This window comes from Streptomyces sp. CCM_MD2014 (assembly GCF_000772045.1).
Lineage (GTDB): Bacteria > Actinomycetota > Actinomycetes > Streptomycetales > Streptomycetaceae > Streptomyces > Streptomyces salinarius.
In genome coordinates this window covers 2,960,674-2,977,929 of the sequence record NZ_CP009754.1, presented here as the reverse complement: position 1 = coordinate 2,977,929, position 17,256 = coordinate 2,960,674, and the positions used below count along the sequence as shown (strand labels likewise).

The 17,256-nt window shown below is 72.0% G+C and carries 12 protein-coding genes; 6 read left to right on the top strand and 6 right to left on the bottom strand.

The features are described 5' to 3' along the window. Positions 1 to 70 precede the first annotated feature (70 nt). From NI25_RS12840 to NI25_RS12825, 4 genes are all read right to left on the bottom strand, one after another. Positions 71 to 3,886 (bottom strand): multifunctional oxoglutarate decarboxylase/oxoglutarate dehydrogenase thiamine pyrophosphate-binding subunit/dihydrolipoyllysine-residue succinyltransferase subunit, encoded by a 3,816-nt coding sequence (locus NI25_RS12840; RefSeq protein WP_061442577.1) that lies wholly within the window; start codon positions 3,884 to 3,886, stop codon positions 71 to 73. Positions 3,887 to 4,166: 280 nt separating this feature from the next. Continuing rightward, positions 4,167 to 5,291, bottom strand: coding sequence for a HAMP domain-containing sensor histidine kinase (locus NI25_RS12835; protein WP_061442576.1), 1,125 nt, complete (start codon positions 5,289 to 5,291; stop codon positions 4,167 to 4,169). Beyond that, positions 5,288 to 6,022, bottom strand: coding sequence for a response regulator transcription factor (locus tag NI25_RS12830; protein WP_003973686.1), 735 nt, complete (start codon positions 6,020 to 6,022; stop codon positions 5,288 to 5,290). Before NI25_RS12830 ends, NI25_RS12835 begins: the two co-directional genes overlap by 4 nt. Positions 6,023 to 6,135: 113 nt before the next feature. Further along, positions 6,136 to 6,834 carry a hypothetical protein gene (locus NI25_RS12825; protein ID WP_061442575.1) on the bottom strand — a complete coding sequence of 233 codons (699 nt, stop codon included), beginning with the start codon at positions 6,832 to 6,834 and terminating at the stop codon, positions 6,136 to 6,138. Between the two features lie 185 nt (positions 6,835 to 7,019). Between NI25_RS12825 and lon the strand changes: the two genes are divergently transcribed. Further along, positions 7,020 to 9,443 carry an endopeptidase La gene (gene lon, locus NI25_RS12820; RefSeq protein WP_061442574.1) on the top strand — a complete coding sequence of 808 codons (2,424 nt, stop codon included), beginning with the start codon at positions 7,020 to 7,022 and terminating at the stop codon, positions 9,441 to 9,443. A gap of 79 nt (positions 9,444 to 9,522) precedes the next feature. On the opposite strand, the gene NI25_RS12815 is transcribed toward lon, so the two are convergent. Then, the gene (locus tag NI25_RS12815) at positions 9,523 to 10,350 is read right to left on the bottom strand and encodes a lysozyme (RefSeq protein WP_061442573.1); all 828 of its coding nucleotides are present in this window, start codon (positions 10,348 to 10,350) and stop codon (positions 9,523 to 9,525) included. Positions 10,351 to 10,598: 248 nt separating this feature from the next. On the opposite strand from NI25_RS12815, the gene NI25_RS12810 reads away from it, so the two are divergent. Continuing rightward, on the top strand, positions 10,599 to 11,093 hold the full coding sequence (locus NI25_RS12810) for a MarR family winged helix-turn-helix transcriptional regulator (RefSeq protein WP_061442572.1): 495 nt from the start codon (positions 10,599 to 10,601) through the stop codon (positions 11,091 to 11,093). A 51-nt stretch (positions 11,094 to 11,144) separates the two neighbouring features. On the opposite strand, the gene NI25_RS12805 is transcribed toward NI25_RS12810, so the two are convergent. Beyond that, positions 11,145 to 11,936, bottom strand: coding sequence for a protein phosphatase 2C domain-containing protein (locus NI25_RS12805; RefSeq protein WP_061442571.1), 792 nt, complete (start codon positions 11,934 to 11,936; stop codon positions 11,145 to 11,147). Between the two features lie 462 nt (positions 11,937 to 12,398). Between NI25_RS12805 and NI25_RS12800 the strand changes: the two genes are divergently transcribed. Genes NI25_RS12800 through NI25_RS12785 form a run of 4 tightly spaced genes read left to right on the top strand, consistent with a single transcriptional unit; the run spans position 12,399 to position 17,227 of the window. Continuing rightward, positions 12,399 to 15,638 carry a nitrate- and nitrite sensing domain-containing protein gene (locus NI25_RS12800; protein ID WP_078884606.1) on the top strand — a complete coding sequence of 1,080 codons (3,240 nt, stop codon included), beginning with the start codon at positions 12,399 to 12,401 and terminating at the stop codon, positions 15,636 to 15,638. Next, positions 15,635 to 16,156 (top strand): roadblock/LC7 domain-containing protein, encoded by a 522-nt coding sequence (locus NI25_RS12795; protein WP_061442569.1) that lies wholly within the window; start codon positions 15,635 to 15,637, stop codon positions 16,154 to 16,156. Before NI25_RS12800 ends, NI25_RS12795 begins: the two co-directional genes overlap by 4 nt. After that, positions 16,153 to 16,605, top strand: a complete 453-nt coding sequence (locus NI25_RS12790; RefSeq protein ID WP_061442568.1) for a DUF742 domain-containing protein — start codon at positions 16,153 to 16,155, stop codon at positions 16,603 to 16,605. Before NI25_RS12795 ends, NI25_RS12790 begins: the two co-directional genes overlap by 4 nt. Continuing rightward, positions 16,586 to 17,227, top strand: coding sequence for a GTP-binding protein (locus tag NI25_RS12785; RefSeq protein WP_061442567.1), 642 nt, complete (start codon positions 16,586 to 16,588; stop codon positions 17,225 to 17,227). The genes NI25_RS12790 and NI25_RS12785 overlap by 20 nt, the downstream gene beginning before the upstream one ends. Positions 17,228 to 17,256: the final 29 nt, after the last annotated feature.

The following is a 17,256-nucleotide window of genomic DNA, read 5'->3' as shown; positions in this document are numbered from 1 at the left end:
AGGGCCCGGCCCCGGAGAGTTCCGGAGCCGGGCCCTGCACGGTGTGGTGGCCGTGGGCGGTGTCAGTGGCTCACGCCTCGAACACCTCGCGCACCAGCTGCTCCTGCTCGGCCTGGTGCCGCTTGGCGGAACCGACGGCCGGGGACGAGCCGTGCGGCCGCGAGATGCGGCGCAGGCGCTCGCCGTGCGGGACGTCGGCGCCGACCGCCAGGTCCAGGTGGTCGATCAGGTTGAGGGCGATGAACGGCCAGGCACCCTGGTTCGCCGGCTCCTCCTGGGCCCACAGGTACTTCTCGGCGTTCGGGTACTTGGCGATCTCCGCCTGGAGCTCGGCACCCGGCAGCGGGTACAGGCGCTCGATGCGGATGATGGCCGTGTCCGTGACGCCGCGCTTCTTCCGCTCGGCGTCGAGGTCGTAGTAGACCTTGCCGGCGGTGAAGACGACCTTCTTGACGGCGGCCGGGTCGACCGAGTCGTCGCCGATGACCGGGCGGAACTGGCCCGTCGTGAACTCCTCCGCCTTCGAGGACGCGGCCTTCAGGCGCAGCATCGACTTCGGGGTGAAGACCACCAGCGGCTTGTGGTGCGGGTTGTGCACCTGCCACCGCAGGAGGTGGAAGTAGTTCGACGGCAGGGTCGGCATCGCGACCGTCATGTTGTTCTGCGCGCAGAGCTGGAGGAAGCGCTCGATGCGGGCCGAGGAGTGGTCCGGTCCCTGGCCCTCGTAGCCGTGCGGCAGCAGGAGGGTGACGCCGGAGGTCTGGTTCCACTTCTGCTCGGCCGACGAGATGAACTCGTCCACGACCGTCTGGGCGCCGTTGACGAAGTCGCCGAACTGCGCCTCCCACATCACCAGCGCGTCGGGGCGGGCCAGCGAGTAGCCGTACTCGAAGCCCATCACGGCGTACTCGGAGAGCAGCGAGTTGTAGACGTTGTACCGGGCCTGGTCCTCGGACAGGTACAGCAGCGGCGTGAACTCGTCGCCCGTCTCGCGGTCGATGACCACCGCGTGCCGCTGGCCGAAGGTGCCGCGCTGCGAGTCCTGGCCGGACAGCCGGACCGGGACGCCCTCCAGTAGGAGGGAGCCGACGGCGAGGGTCTCGCCCATGCCCCAGTCGATCGTGCCGTCCTCGACCATCGCCGCGCGGCGCTGCAGCTGCGGCAGCAGGCGCGGGTGGATGGTGACGTGGTCGGGGATGTTGACCTGGGACTCGGCGATCCGCTTGACCGTCTCGGCGCTGACCGCGGTGTTCACGGCGACCGGGAACTCGGCCTGCGGGTCCGAGGGCTCCGCGGCGGACGGCTGGGAGACGGCCTCGCGGACCTCGGTGAAGACCTTCTCCAGCTGGCCCTGGTAGTCCTGGAGCGCCTGCTCGGCCTCCTCCAGGGTGATGTCGCCGCGACCGATGAGGGACTCGGTGTAGAGCTTGCGCACCGAGCGCTTCTTGTCGATCAGGTCGTACATCAGCGGCTGGGTGAAGGCCGGGTTGTCCGACTCGTTGTGACCGCGGCGGCGGTAGCAGATGAGGTCGATCACCACGTCCTTGTTGAACGCCTGACGGAACTCGAAGGCGAGCCGCGCGACGCGGACCACGGCCTCCGGGTCGTCGCCGTTCACGTGGAAGATCGGGGCCTCGATCATGCGGGCCACGTCGGTGGCGTACATCGAGGAGCGCGAGGACTCCGGGGCGGCGGTGAAGCCGACCTGGTTGTTGATGACGACGTGGACCGTGCCGCCGGTGCGGTAGCCGCGCAGCTGCGACATGTTCAGGGTCTCGGCCACCACGCCCTGGCCCGCGAAGGCCGCGTCGCCGTGGATCGCCACCGGCAGGACGGTGAAGTCCGTGCCGCCCTTGTTGATGATGTCCTGCTTGGCGCGGGCGACGCCCTCCAGGACCGGGTCGACCGCCTCCAGGTGCGAGGGGTTGGCGACCAGCGAGACCTTGATCTGCTCGCCGTCCAGGCCGGTGAAGGTGCCCTCGGCGCCCAGGTGGTACTTCACGTCGCCGGAGCCGTGCATCGACTTCGGGTCGAGATTGCCCTCGAACTCGCGGAAGATCTGCGCGTACGACTTGCCGACCACGTTGGCCAGGACGTTCAGCCGGCCGCGGTGGGCCATGCCGATGACGACCTCGTCCAGGCGGGACTCGGCCGCCGAGTCGATGACCGCGTCGAGCAGCGGGATGACGGACTCGCCGCCCTCCAGGGAGAACCGCTTCTGACCGACGTACTTGGTCTGGAGGAACGTCTCGAAGGCCTCGGCGGCGTTCAGGCGGCGCAGGATGCGCAGCTGCTCCTCGCGCTCCGGCTTGGTGTGCGAGCGCTCGATGCGGTCCTGGATCCACTTGCGCTGCTTCGGGTCCTGGATGTGCATGAACTCGACGCCGGTGGTGCGGCAGTACGAGTCGCGCAGCACGCCGAGGATGTCGCGCAGCTTCATCAGGGACTTGCCGGCGAAGCCGCCGACCGCGAACTCGCGCTCCAGGTCCCACAGGGTGAGCCCGTGCTCGGTGATGTCCAGGTCGGGGTGCTTGCGCTGCTGGTACTCCAGCGGGTCGGTGTCGGCCATGACGTGACCGCGGACCCGGTAGGAGTGGATCAGCTCGAAGACGCGGGCGGCCTTGGTGACGTCGTCGTCGTGCGAGGCGTCGATGTCCTTGAGCCAGCGGACCGGCTCGTAGGGGATGCGCAGCGCCTTGAAGATGTCGTCGTAGAAGCCGTTCTCGCCGAGCAGCAGGTTGGCGACCTGGCGCAGGAACTCGCCGGAGGCGGCGCCCTGGATGACCCGGTGGTCGTAGGTCGACGTGAGCGTCATGACCTTCGAGATGCCGAGCTTGTTCAGGGTGTCCTGGCTGGTGCCCTGGAACTCCGCCGGGTAGTCCATGGAGCCGACGCCCAGGATGACCGACTGACCGGGCATCAGGCGCGGCACGGAGTGGACGGTGCCGAGGCCGCCGGGGTTGGTCAGGGAGACCGTGACGCCGGTGAAGTCGTCCATCGTCAGCTTGTTGTCGCGGGCGCGACGGACGATGTCCTCGTAGGCCTGCCAGAACTCGAAGAAGTTCAGCGTCTCGGCCTTCTTGATCGCCGCGACGACCAGCTGGCGGTCGCCGTTGGGCTTGACCAGGTCGATGGCGAGGCCGAGGTTGATGTGGGCCGGCTTGACCAGGGTCGGCTTGCCGTCCTTCTCGCCGAACGAGTGGTTCATCGACGGCATGGCCTTGATGGCCTGCACCATCGCGTAGCCGATCAGGTGCGTGAAGGAGATCTTCCCGCCCCGGGCACGCTTGAGGTGGTTGTTGATGACGATGCGGTTGTCGAACAGCAGCTTCACCGGGACCGCGCGCACGGACGTGGCCGTGGGCAGCTCCAGCGAGGCGTTCATGTTCTTCGCGACCGCGGCGGCCGGGCCGCGCAGGGTCACCAGCTCGGGGCCCTCGGCGGCGGCGTCGGCGTCCTTGGCGGGCGCGGCGGCCTTCGCCTGCGGCTTGGCGGCGGGCTTGGCCGGGGCGGCGGCGGGCTTCGCCGCCGGAGCGGCGGGCGCGGCGGCGGGCTGCGCGGCCGGCTTCGCGGGAGCCGGGGCGGCCGCCTTCGGCTGGGCGGGGGCGGAGGCCTGCGCCTGCGGGGCGGGCGCGGCCTGCGGCGTGCTGCCGGAGTCCGTGGTCACCGCGCCGGAGGCCGGCTGGGCCGCCGCTCCGGGCTTGTAGTCGGCGAAGAAGTCCCACCAGGCTCGGTCCACGGAGTTCGGGTCCTGGAGGTACTGCTGATAGATCTCGTCGACGAGCCACTCATTGGCACCGAACGCGGCCGCGGGGTTCTTTCCCGCGGTGCCCGCTTGGTCGGTGTCGGTCGAGATGCTCGAGTTACTGGGGGACTGTGGCGACACGGCGAGAACCGCCCTCTTCCGCTTCACAAGATGGTGGACAGCGGGAATCAAGGCTACGCCTTGCCGACCCCGAAGGTCAGACCGGGCCCGTTCATCGTCGCGTAAGTCACATCACAGACCGCGTTTCGGCGCTGGAAATGGCGGGAAACAAGCGAGGTTCCGCTGTGTGAGGGATCGGGAGACCGAGGCCCGGCGCCTCGAAAACGCGGGCCTGTGGCTGATCACACGTGTCCGCCAGCGCGGATGCCGTGGATCTTGACGCTCCGCTTCGAACCCTACGTCAACCGGACCGCGACGGCAGGCCCGGAAGAGTGATGAGAATCCGGCAGCCCCGCTCGGATTCGGCCACTCGGATCCGGCCGCCGTGCAGATCCACCGCCCAGCGCGCGATCGCGAGGCCCAGACCGGTGCCTCCGTCGCTGCCCGGACCGTGCGGCCGCGACACCGAACCCCGGTTGAACCGCTCGAACACCCGGCGCCACTCCGAGCGGGGGATGCCCGGCCCCTCGTCGAGCACCTCCAGCTCCAGCGACTCGGGCAGCTCGCCGCGCCGGGCCCGGACGGTGACCCGGCCGTGCGGCGGGCTGTGCTTGACGGCGTTGTCGATGAGGTTGGCGACCACCTGGTGGATGCGCTCGGGATCCGCGTGCGCGGTCAGGTCGCCGGGGAAGACGTCGAGGGCCAGATGGACGTCGGTGCGGGTGTGGCTGCCGGAGCCGGAGGCGATGCCCGCGCGTGCCGACGCCACCATGTTGGCCTCCTTCAGCACGCCCGCGAGGTACGGCCACACCTCGAAGCGCCGCTTGCGCAGCGGTATGACGCCGTTGTCCAGGCGGGAGAGGTCGAGGAGCGTCTCCACCAGCCGGCCGAGCCGCTCGGTCTGCCCGAGCGCCGTGCGCATGGTCTCCGGGTCGGCCTCGGTGACCCCGTCGACGATGTTCTCCAGCACCGCCCGCAGGCCCGCGATGGGGGTGCGCAGCTCGTGCGAGACGTTTGCCACCAGCTCCTTGCGCTGGAGGTCCTGGGCCTCCAGGTCGTCGGCCATGCGGTTGATGGTGACGGCCAGGGCGCCCAGCTCGTCGCGGCGGTTCTCACTTACCCGCCGGGTGTAGTCGCCGTGCGAGATGGACCGGGCGACGGCGTTCATCTCGTCCAGCGGCGCGGTCAGCGAGTGCGCCACGAACTGCGTGATCAACAGCGTGGCGATCATCGAGAACACCGTGATGAAGCGCAACTCCGTCTTGGTGTGCACCGCTATCACCGACAGGCCGGTGGTGATCAGCACGGACGTGACGACCAGCGCGCCCAGCTTGGTCTTGATCGAGAACGGGCGTACGCCACCCCAGAGATCCCCGGTTCTCCGGGGGCCGGGGTTCCTCCGTGCGGCTTCCCGTCCCCGGCTCATGGCGTCGGCGTCTCCAGCGCGTAGCCCACGCCGTGCACGGTGCGGATGCGCTCGGCGCCGATCTTCCGGCGCAGCGCCTTGATGTGGCTGTCCACGGTCCGGGTGCCGGAGGCGTCCGCCCAGTCCCACACCTCGGCGAGGAGCTGCTCGCGGGAGAGCACGGCGCGCGGGGTGTTGGCCAGGCAGACCAGCAGGTCGAACTCGGTCGGCGTGAGGTGGACGTCCTCGCTGCGCACCCGCACCCGGCGCTGCGCGTGGTCGATCTCCAGCTCGCCCAGGCGCAGGATGCCGCTGCGCGGGGTGGAGGCGGCCACCACGGCGCGCTCGACCCGCCGCAGCAGCACGTGCACGCGGGCGGCCAGCTCGCGCATCGAGAACGGCTTGGTCATGTAGTCGTCGGCGCCGACGCCGAGGCCGACCAGCATGTCCGTCTCGTCGTCGCGCGCGGTGAGCATCAGCACCGGCACCGGCCGCTGGGCCTGCACGCGGCGGCAGACCTCCAGGCCGTCGAAGCCGGGCAGCATGATGTCGAGGATCAGCAGGTCGGGCTGCCACGCCTCGGCCGTGTCGACGGCGGACGGACCGTCGCCCGCCGTCTGCACCAGGAAACCCTCGGCGCGCAGGCGGGTCGCGATGGCGTCCACGATCGTCTGATCGTCCTCGACCACCAGGACCCGGCGCTGGGCGCCCTGGGTGGCCGTGCCGTTGTGGGAGGTCTGTGTCTGCTCCATCGCCCGCCCCTGAGGTGTGCTTTCCGGAATCCGTGGGGTGATCCCATGACTGCGCTTGACGCTTGAATGATCCGCGTCAGGGCAGCAGCGTACGGGGAGTCACCGCGCCTTTGCTATCCAGGCCCGACGCCGATGTGCACGACGTCCGGAACGCCCCGGGCAACGGGGATCTCTTCGGTACGCACCTGCTGGAAACCGGCATTACGCAAGGTTTCTTCGAATTCCGGAGAGGGCTGCGCGGACCACACGGCGAGCACCCCGCCGGGCCTCAACAGCCGCGCGCAGCCCGCCAGTCCGGACGGCGCGTACAGCCCGTCGTTGCCCTCGGTGACGGTCCAGCCGGGGCCGTTGTCGATGTCCAGGCACAGGGCGTCGTACGTGTCGGAAGTCTCATTGACGTAGTCGACCAGGTCCGCCTCGACGATCTCCGTGCGGGGGTCGTCCAGGGCGCCGGCGGAGAGCGCGGCCAGCGGTCCGGTGCGGTGCCAGTCGATGATGGCGCCCTCGCGTTCGACCACCGCGATCCGGCCCCAGCGGGGATCGGCGGCCGCGTGGACGAGGGAGAAGCCGACGCCGAGTCCGCCGACCAGCAGGTGCGGTGCGGTCCGCCCGCCGGCGGCGGCCAGGGCGTCGGCCGCCGCGTCGATCAGGCGCCGCTCCGAACGTCCGTCGGAGGTGTCCATCAGGAAGCAGCCGTTCGCGATGATCTGCAGCAGTGTCCCGTGCCGGCGCAGGACCACCTCGCCGTACGGACCGTCGCGCCGGTCCAGCACCTCGGGGGCCTCGGGGAAGTCGTGGTTAGGGAGGGGCATCGGCCCATCCTGGCACTCGGCGGGCGGCGGAATGCCGGACGGTCCGGCGATGCTGACCCGACAGGGTGCCCGGCGTGCACGGGCCCGGAGTTTTGATCGCTCAGAGCGAACACCCCGTGGGGAACAATCACGGACTCCCTTTCATTGAGTCGATGTAACTCAACTTGACTGCCGAAGGGGAGATCATGGCTGCTGAGTCCGCCGCCTTCACACCGCTCACCCTGCCCGTGCTGCCGCTCGACGACGAAGTGGTCCTGCCCGGAATGGTCGTCCCCCTGGACCTGAGCGACGCCGAGGTACGGGCCGCGGTGGAGGCCGCCCAGGCCGCCGCGAGGTCCGAACCCGGCAAGCCCCGCGTCCTCCTCGTCCCGCGCATCGACGGCACCCACGCCGCCACCGGCGTCCTCGGCACGGTCGAGCAGGTCGGCCGCCTGGCCGACGGCGACCCCGGCGCCCTGATCCGCGGCCGGGGCCGGGTGCGGATCGGCGCCGGCACCACCGGCCCCGGCGCCGCGCTCTGGGTCGAGGGCACCCGCGTCGACGAGACCGTCCCCGATCCGCTGCCCGGACAGGTCGTCGAGCTGGTGAAGGAGTACAAGGCGCTCGCCACCGCGTGGCTGCGCAAGCGCGGTGCATGGCAGGTCGTCGACCGCGTCCAGGCCATCGACGACGTGTCCGCGCTCGCCGACAACTCCGGCTACTCGCCCTTCCTCAGCACCGAGCAGAAGGTCGAGCTGCTCGAGACCACCGACCCGGTCGCCCGCCTCAAGCTCGCCACCCAGCAGCTGCGCGACCACCTCGCCGAGCAGGACGTCGCCGAGACCATCGCCAAGGACGTCCAGGAGGGCGTCGACAAGCAGCAGCGGGAGTTCCTGCTGCGCCGCCAGCTCGAAGCCGTACGCAAGGAGCTGCGCGAGATCAACGGCGAGCAGGAGGGCGAGGAGTCCGACGACTACCGCGCCCGCGTCGAGGCCGCCGACCTGCCGGAGAAGGTCCGCGAGGCCGCGCTCAAGGAGGTCGACAAGCTGGAGCGGTCCTCCGACCAGTCGCCCGAGGGCTCCTGGATCCGCACCTGGCTCGACACGGTCCTGGAGATGCCCTGGAACGAGCGCACCGAGGACGCCTACGACATCCGCGGCGCCCAGTCCGTGCTCGACGCCGAGCACGCGGGCCTGGAGGACGTGAAGGAGCGCATCACCGAGTACCTGGCCGTGCGCAAGCGGCGCGGCGACCGGGGCCTCGGCGTCGTCGGCGGCCGGCGCGGCGGTGCCGTGCTTGCCCTGGTGGGCCCGCCCGGCGTCGGCAAGACCTCGCTCGGCGAGTCCGTCGCCCACGCGATGGGCCGCAAGTTCGTCCGCGTCGCCCTCGGCGGCGTCCGCGACGAGGCCGAGATCCGCGGCCACCGGCGTACCTACGTCGGCGCGCTGCCCGGCCGGATCGTGCGGGCGATCAAGGAGGCGGGGTCCATGAACCCGGTCGTCCTGCTCGACGAGATCGACAAGGTGGGCTCCGACTTCCGGGGCGACCCGGCCGCGGCCCTGCTGGAGGTCCTGGACCCGGCCCAGAACCACACCTTCCGGGACCACTACCTGGAGGTCGAGCTGGACCTGTCCGACGTGGTCTTCCTCGCCACCGCCAACGTCCTGGAGGCCATCCCGGAGGCCCTGCTCGACCGCATGGAGCTGGTCCGCCTCGACGGCTACACCGAGGACGAGAAGGTCGTCATCGCCCGTGACCACCTGCTCCCGCGCCAGCTGGAGCGGGCCGGACTCGACGCCGACGAGGTCACCGTCGACGAGGGCGCGCTGCGCAAGCTGGCCGGCGAGTACACCCGCGAGGCGGGCGTGCGCACCCTGGAACGGTCGATCGCGCGGCTGCTGCGCAAGGTGGCGGCCCAGCACGAGCTGGGCGAGCGGGAGCTGCCGTTCACCGTCACCGACGCCGACCTGCGCGGCCTGATCGGGCGGCCGCACCACGTGCCCGAGTCCGCCCAGGACCCGGCCGAGCGGCGCACCGCGGTGCCCGGCGTGGCCACCGGCCTCGCGGTCACCGGCGCGGGCGGCGACGTCCTCTACGTCGAGGCGTCGCTCGCCGACCCGGAGACGGGCGCGGCCGGGCTGACCCTGACCGGTCAGCTGGGCGACGTGATGAAGGAGTCGGCGCAGATCGCGCTGAGCTTCCTGCGCAGCCACGGCGCCGAGCTGGAACTGCCGGTCGGCGACCTGAAGGACCGGGGAGTCCACATCCACTTCCCGGCGGGCGCGGTCCCCAAGGACGGCCCGAGCGCCGGCGTCACCATGACCACCGCCCTCGCCTCGCTGCTGTCCGGCCGGCTGGTGCGCACCGACGTGGCGATGACCGGCGAGGTCTCGCTGACCGGGCGCGTGCTGCCGATCGGCGGGGTGAAGCAGAAGCTGCTCGCCGCGCACCGGGCCGGGATCACCACGGTGATCATCCCCAAGCGCAACGAACCCGACCTGGACGACGTCCCGGCCCAGGTGCTGGACAAGCTCGACGTCCACGCCGTCACCGACGTCCGCCAGGTGCTGGAACTGGCGCTCGCACCGGCGACCAGCGGTGCGCAGCCGGAGGTTCCGGTCGCGGCGTGACGGACGCGACCGGATGAGAAAGGGGGGAAGGCCCGGGTTCCGGAGAGGAACCCGGGCCTTCCCTGTGCCATGGGGCCCGTCAGCCGTTCGCGAGCGCCTGGACGCGGTCCAGCGCGCCGTTGAACTTGTTGTGGTCGCCGACCGTCGGACCGGACGACGTGTACTGCCACATCGTGTAGTAGCCCCAGCCGGCCGGCAGCGTGCCCACCGTCGAGGCGTACCGGGCGATCCAGAGCGGGTTGTTCGAGGCGAAGCCGCCGTAGTTGCCGGTGCACTGGGTCCACCAGCTGGTCGCCGTGTAGATCACGGCGTCCCGGCCGGTACGGGCCTTGTAGGTGTTCAGGAAGTCGCGGATCCAGGAGACCATCCCGCTCTGCGACTTGCCGTAGCAGGTGGCGCCGTACGGGTTCCACTCGATGTCGAGCGCGCCCGGCAGGGTCTTGCCGTCCCGGGACCAGCCGCCGCCGTGGTCGACGAAGTAGTTGGCCTGGGTGGCGCCGCTCGTCGTGTCCGGGGTGGCGAAGTGGTACGCGCCGCGGATCATGCCGACGTTGTAGGAGCCGTTGTACTGCTGGGCGAAGTAGGGGTTGGTGTAGTACGTCCCCTCGGTGGCCTTGGCGTAGGCCCACTTGACGCCGCTGTTCCACAGGGTCGACCAGGCGACGTTGCCCTGGTGGCTGGAGACGTCGACGCCCTCCGTCTGGACCGCGCGGCCCGGGACGGGGGTGCCGTGTTCGCCGTCGTGGGCCGCGACGCCCATGCCCATGTGGGCGGAGCCGCGCGGCGGGACGTCCGCGGACGACGAGGCGTCGGCGGGAAGCGTGAACACGAGGGAGAACGCGGCGAGCAGGATCCCGGTGACGGCGAACCGCCGCCCGCGGGCCGATCCGGATCTGTGCACGAGCATGACGTGCCTCCGATGGCTCGGTGGTGCTCGGTGGGGGATGCGCGAGTGGGGAGAACCCCTGGAGGGCACGGGACTGGCGTGCGCATGCCATCCGGAGGTCCGGTGAAGACTCTACGCACGTAGAAACGGCGGGTGGAAGAGGACCGGGAGCCGCCGTTGGTCTAAGCCTGCGAAATACTTGGCGAGCTGCGGCGATGGCGGCCGGTGGCGGAAACTTTCAGGACCGGAAAATCGAGGCAGGGGCTGACGTGCACGAAGACGGGAACGGCGGCGGTCGCGGAGCTGAATCCCACCTGTCCGGCAGTGGTGTGAACCAACCGGAGTTCCTGGCCCTGGAGCGGGAGATGACCGTCCTGCTGCGACGGGCCCGGGCCAACCAGGGCGAGATGGCCCGGGAGGTCCACCCCGACCTGGAGTCGTCGGCGTACGGCCTGCTGGTCCGGCTCGGTGAGTGCGGCGGCCAGCGCGCCACCGACCTCGCCGCCTTCATCGGCGTCGGCAAGGCCACGATGTCCCGCCAGCTGCGCGCCCTGGAGGAACTCGGCCTCGTCGCCCGCGAGCCCGACCCCGCCGACGGGCGGGCCTGGCTGGTCAAACTCACCCCCGAGGGCCAGGAGCGGGTCGGCCGGGTCCGGGAGGCCCGCCGCGCCCGGTACGCCCGCCGGCTCGCCGACTGGGACCCGCGCGAGGTGACCGAACTGGCCCGGCTGCTGCACGAACTCAACCGCGGCATGGAGAAGTAGCACCGGCCTCAACCGGGGAGGGAGAAGTGGCACCGGCGCGCTCCGTCCCTCTCACAGCTCGGCGTAGACCACCGTCGCGTCGTCGTGCGTCTTGCCGCGCCCGAGGAACGCCCGGTCGCCGGCCGCGTCCGCGCGCTCCAGCTCCCGCACCCGGTCCACCAGCGCCTGCGCACCCTGCTTGCGGACCAGCGCCAGGCAGTCCGCCCAGTCGCCCTGCCCGAACGTGTCCACCCACCGCGCGGCCCCGTCCGTCAGCGCCGCCAGCGACCGCACCCCCTCGCGCGGCAGCGTCCCCGTCACGGCCCGCGCCGCCACCCCGGGATCGGCCGCCGCCGTGAAGAAGCCGCCCTCCTTGTTGCGCAGGCGGGCGTCGACCATCGCGTCGGTCGCCAGGGCCGAGCGGGGCAGCCGGGCCAGCCGGTCGTCCAGGACGGCCGTGAGGGTGCCGTCGGGGGCCTCCAGGAGCAGGGCGGAGTCGGACAGGACCAGGTACTCGACCGCGGCCGGGGACCAGCGGGCGAGGACCACGGTCGCCTGCGGCGTACGCGGGTGAGAAAGGTCACAGGTTTCCGCGTGTGCCGCCGCGGTACGAGCGAGGGCGCGGGACAGGGCGTCGGCGAGGGGGAGATCCGGGAGTGAAACGGTCAGTTCGGTCAGCGCTCCACCCAGGCGCGCCGTGAACCAGGGCACGGAATGCAGACACCCCGTCGCGGTCCGCGGCGGGGTCACACCGTCCAGCACGACGAGTGAACCACCTTGCCCCGAGGCCGGTAGTCCGACGCTCGCGAAGTCCTCGTTGGGCCGGTCGGCGAGGCCTGGTTCCGAGACGAGTTCCGTACGCATCCGGCCAGTCTGCACGACCCCTTCACAGCGTTCGCCAAAGGCTGGCACCTTCCTCGACTTCTCCCGGAATCGGCGAGGCGACGCAGGTCAGGCGCCGGATTTGGGAGGGAATTCCATTCTCCGGCGGCACGCGGCGGCACATAGTGCCACCGCCCGTCGCAGACGTCCAACCGGCTCGCCGCGCGACCGTGCGGCACGAGCCAGCGGAACTTGCCCCCCAACTCCCCTCCGGGGTTCACTCCTTCGGGTGGCGGGTCGGATGATGCGCGCTCACCGCCCACCGGCACTGGGAGGGTCGGGAACCGGTGGGGGGCCTGCCCCGCTCACACGGTCTCCCCGCCCGACGCGCTGCCGGCCGGGGAACGTGCCGACGTCCGGCGGAGGGTGCCCGCGCCCCCGGCCGGCCAGTTGACGGAGCGCCACCCGGGCCCACGGGTACACGAGTCAGGAATGCGAGCACCGGTGCAGAAGACGCGGCCTCGTCGCACAGGCAAGCAGACGGCCCCCGCGGGGAGCGCGGAGCACACCTCCGGCACCGCCGGAACCTCCACCCCTCCGCCGCCGCAGGCCCCCGTCGGCAAGGGTCGCCCGACCCACGTACGCAACCGCCTGATCGTCGCGGTGGCGGTCGTGGCAGCCGCCGTCGCCGGGGCCGGAGCACCGTCGGTCGTGGCCGCCTCCGGCCAACTGCACGACTCCCAGGAACTGGTGACGCTCGCCGAGCAGACCCAGGGCGCGCTCACCCTCGCCCACTCCCTCGCCGACGAACGCGACGAGGTCACCCCGTACATCGCGGCCGGCCGCCCCGAGTCCAAGGCGCCCTCCGAGCAGCGCAGCGCCCGCGTCGACCGCCAGGTCGAGGAACTGCGCGCCGACCCCGACACGCCCGCCTCCCTGCGCGAGGACCTCGACGCCGTCGCCGCGCTGCGCCGGGCCGCACTCACCGGCAAGAGCACCGCCCTGGAAGCCCACGAGGCGTACTCCGAGGCGATCACCGAACTCCACGCCCTGGCCGAGAAGCTGGGTGAGGAGATGCCGCCGCGCGCGGGCTCCGGCGCCTACGCCCTCGCCGAACTGGACACCGCAGTCCAGCAGGCCGCCGCCACCCGGGGACTGCTGCTCGCGGCCCTGAGCGTGCCCAGCACCACCCAGACCGTCATCGACCCGATCACCGGCCTGCCCACCGAGACGTCGACCACCTCGGACGCCGACGCCGAACAGCGCGACGCGCTCTCCGCCGCCGCCCAGCAGGCCCGGGTCCGCTCCGACGCCGCCCTCGCCGACTTCCGCGAGGGCGCCCCCAAGGAGGCGCGGAGCAGCTTCGACGCGACCGTCGCCGGACCCGACGTCAACTCCGCCGAGAAGTACCTCGCCGGCCTCACCGACGAGCCGACGCTCTCCGACGGCGACCTGCGCACCAGCACCAAGCGGCTGAACGCCGCGCTCTCCGCCCGCGTCGACGCGATGCGCGGCGCCGAGGCCGCCCTGTACGAGAAGCGCGTCAAGGCCCTGGAGCAGCTGCGCGACGACGACGTCACCGCGCTGGAGATCCGGATCGCCGTCCTCGGCGCCCTGATCCTGCTCGCGGTCGGCATCGCCACCGCCCTGGCCCGCACCCTCACCCGCCCGCTGTCGGTCCTGCGCCGCGGCTCGGCCCGGCTCGCCGGCGCGGAGGACCCGACGGCCGAGGAGCCGGTCGCCTTCACCGGCCGCAACGACGAGTTCGCCCAGGTCGTCCGCTCGGTCAACGCCCTGCACGCGCACGCCGCCACGCTCGCGGGGCGGGTCGCCACGCTGGAGTCCGACCGCAAGCACCTGGTCGGCCAGCGGCAGAAGATGGCCGACGCCCGCGAGGAACTGCGCGCCGAACTCGCCGAGTCCGCCGCCCGGCTGGAGGTGGTGCGCAAGAGCATCGGCTCCACCTTCGTCAACCTCGCGCTGCGCACCCTCGGCCTGGTCGAGCGCCAACTCGCGGTCATCGAGAGCCTGGAGGAGCGCGAGCAGGACCCGGACCGGCTCGCCACCCTGTTCAAGCTCGACCACTTCGCCACGGTCATGCGCCGGCACAGCGAGAACCTCCTGGTCCTGGCCGGCACCGAGCACGTCCAGCACAGCGCCACGCCGGTGCCGCTGGTCGACGTGGTCCGGGCCGCGGTCAGCGAGATCGAGCGGTACGAGCGGGTACGCATCGCCGCGCTGCCGCCGCACGCCCACGTGGCCGGTTTCGCCGCCGACGACCTCTCCCACCTGCTCGCCGAGCTCCTGGAGAACGCCACCTCCTTCTCGCCGCCGGACCTGCCCGTCGAGGTCTCCGGATGGCTGCTGGAGAACGGCGAGGTGATGCTCTCCGTCCAGGACGAGGGCATCGGCATGGCCACCGAACGCCTCCAGCGGCTCAACGCCCGCCTCACCGACTTCGACCCGGAGGCGCCGTACGAGCGGGAGGGCGAGGAGGGCGAGGACGGTCTCGGTCTCGGCCTCTACGTCGTCGCCCGGCTCGCCCACCGGCACGGGGCGCGGGTACGGCTGCGGGAGCAGAAGCAGGGCGGGGTCGCGGCCGTCGTCGTGCTCCCGGCCCCCCTGCTCGCGGCGGCCCCGCCGGCCGCGCTGGCCCCGACCGTGCCGGTCTCCGACGGCACCGGCTCCTTCACCCTGCCCGGCGCCGACGCGGAGGCCAACTCCAACGTCCTGCACGGGCGGGCGGAGAAGTCGGAACAGGCGGACCCGGACGCCCCGAAGGACGCCGGTCCCGACGCGCAACCCGGCACCGACCCGTTGGTGGCCTCGGCGGAGGCGGCCGTACGCCGTGCCGGGGTGGACACGGACGCGTCCTCCGGCGAACCGGTCCCGGACACGCCGCACACGGAACCCGACTCGGACGCGCCCGCGCCCGGCGCCGCCGGACCGGGGCCGGAGCGCCCCGAGTCCCGGAGCCGGGAGGCCGCGGACTCGGCAACGACGAGCGGGCAGGCCCCGAGCCAGGCGGATCCCGGCCCGGAGTCCGCGCACGAGGAGGCCGCGAGCCGGCCGGCCGCCGGTCCGGACACCGCGACCCGGGAGCGCCACGGACGCGAGACCTCGGCCCCGGGGTCCGCCGACGGGGACGCCCCGGCGCAGCCCGGGCGGGAGGCGGCACTCCCGGCGACCGGGGCCGCCCCCGGCAGCGATCTCCCCGACGACGCCACGATGGCGCTCTTCCTCCCGGCCCTCGCGGAGCCGGAGACGCGGCCGGAGCCCGGCCGCGACCCGTTCGCCATCGGCCCCGACGCCCACGACCGCACACCGGACGAAGCCGCGGCTCGAACGCCGGACGCGCCGGACACCTCGGACGGGCTGGGCATCGGGGACGGACCGGCCACCCCGGACGGATCGGCCACCCCGGACGCACCGGACGCGGCCGCCCCCGAACCGGAGCCCCGCCGGCCCGAACCGCACGCCGACCCCGTCACCGACAAGGGCCTGCCCAAGCGGACCCCGAAACTCACCACCCCCGCCGCGGTGCCGCGCCCGCGCACGTCGGGTTCCGTCGACGCCGACGCGCTCCGCCGGCGCCTGGGCGGATTCCGCCGGGGGGCGGAGGCCGGCCGCCGGGACGTCGAGGCGGAGATCGCCGATCGCACCGGACAGAACCGAGTGCCGGACGCCGCGGCGGACACAACCGAAGAAACCACGGGGGGCACTGTCGAGGAGGCAAGCAGTTGACCGCGCCCAGTACCTTCGGACTGAGCAGTGAAGCCCGCAATCTCCACTGGCTGCTGACCAACCTCGTCGAGGAGGTGCCCGGCATCCGGTCGGTCGCCGTCGTCTCCTCCGACGGGCTCCTGCTCCTGTCCTCCGACCCCGGCCGCAACGAGGAGGCCAGGCAGGCCCGCGAGACCACCCGCTCGGGACCGCGGGGCTCCGCCGCCGACCTCGCCACCGTCGTCTCCGGCGTGGGCAGCCTGACCGTCGGCGCCGCCCGGCTGATGGACTTCGGCACGGTGAAGCACACGATGGTCGCCATGGACGAGGGCAGCCTGTTCGTCATGTCGATCAGCGACGGCTCGCTGCTCGGCGTGCACGGCTCCGCGGAGTGCGACATGAGCGTCGTCGCGTACCACATGGCGCTCTTCGTCGGCCGCGCCGGCCACGTCCTGACCCCCGAACTCCGCAGCGAACTGCGCAAGTCCCTGGAGTCCGAGTCGTCCGAGTCGTCCGAGCCGACGGGGAGCGCCCGATGAGCAGCAGTCCCGGAAAACCCGGCAAGAACGGCCGGGGCAGCCTCCCCGTGCGCGGCGCCGATCGCAAACCCGCCCGCGTACGCCCCTACTCGCTCACCGGCGGCCGCACCCGCTTCGGCCACGTCCTGCTCGTCGAGACGTTCGTCGGCGCCACGGCCGGCACCGCCGCGCTCGAAGCCGCCGAGGAGCGCAAGGAACTGACCAACGGCGGCCTCACCTCCCGCGTGATGCCGGAGATGCGGGCCATCGTCGAACTGTGCCGCCGCATGCGTACGGTGGCCGAGATCGCCGCGCTGCTGAAGATGCCGCTCGGCGTGGTCCGCGTCCTCATCAGCGACCTGGCGGACCAGGGAAAGATCCGTGTGTACGGCACCGGGACCGGCCACGGCACGGGCCGCCCGGACCGCGCTCTGCTCGAAAGGGTGCTCAGTGGACTCCGTCGTCTCTGACGCCGCCGCGTTCGGCGTCCCCCCGCTCGTCGACACCGACGGGCCCGTGCAGCCCTGGCAGACGGATCCCACCCGCGCTCCGGTCGCCACGAAGATCGTCGTCGCGGGAGGGTTCGGCGTGGGCAAGACCACGCTGGTCACCGCCGTCTCGGAGATCACGCCCCTGCAGACGGAGGCGCTGATGACCGAGGCGAGCGAGGAGACCGACGACCTCACCGCCACCCCGGGCAAGCTCACCACCACCGTGGCCATGGACTTCGGCCGCATCACGCTCGACGACGACCTGGTGCTCTACCTGTTCGGCACCCCGGGCCAGCAGCGGTTCTGGTTCATGTGGGACGACCTGGTGCGCGGCGCGATCGGCGCCGTCGTGCTGGCCGACACCCGGCGTCTGAAGGACTGCTGGCCGGCCCTCGACTACTTCGAGAGCTGCGGACTGCCGTACGTCGTCGCGGTCAACCACTTCGACGGCAGTGAGCTGTTCGAGGCGGAGGACGTGCGGGAGGCGTTGACGATCCCGGCGCACGTACCTGTAATGATCATGGATGCGCGCCGCCGGATCTCGGTCATCGAGACCCTTCTGTCCCTCGTGGGCCACGCGCTCGACGAAACACCCGAGTAGACGAACCCCGAGTAGGAGGCGGAAGAACC

Excerpts from the sequence above, each read along its gene's own strand:
- NI25_RS12835 (WP_061442576.1), bottom strand. The coding sequence starts at position 5,291 with ATGAGCCGGGGACGGGAAGCCGCACGGAGGAACCCCGGCCCCCGGAGA.
- NI25_RS12830 (WP_003973686.1), bottom strand. The coding sequence starts at position 6,022 with ATGGAGCAGACACAGACCTCCCACAACGGCACGGCCACCCAGGGCGCC.
- NI25_RS12825 (WP_061442575.1), bottom strand. The coding sequence starts at position 6,834 with ATGCCCCTCCCTAACCACGACTTCCCCGAGGCCCCCGAGGTGCTGGAC.
- lon (WP_061442574.1), top strand. The coding sequence starts at position 7,020 with ATGGCTGCTGAGTCCGCCGCCTTCACACCGCTCACCCTGCCCGTGCTG.
- NI25_RS12815 (WP_061442573.1), bottom strand. The coding sequence starts at position 10,350 with ATGCTCGTGCACAGATCCGGATCGGCCCGCGGGCGGCGGTTCGCCGTC.
- NI25_RS12805 (WP_061442571.1), bottom strand. The coding sequence starts at position 11,936 with ATGCGTACGGAACTCGTCTCGGAACCAGGCCTCGCCGACCGGCCCAAC.
- NI25_RS12790 (WP_061442568.1), top strand. The coding sequence starts at position 16,153 with ATGAGCAGCAGTCCCGGAAAACCCGGCAAGAACGGCCGGGGCAGCCTC.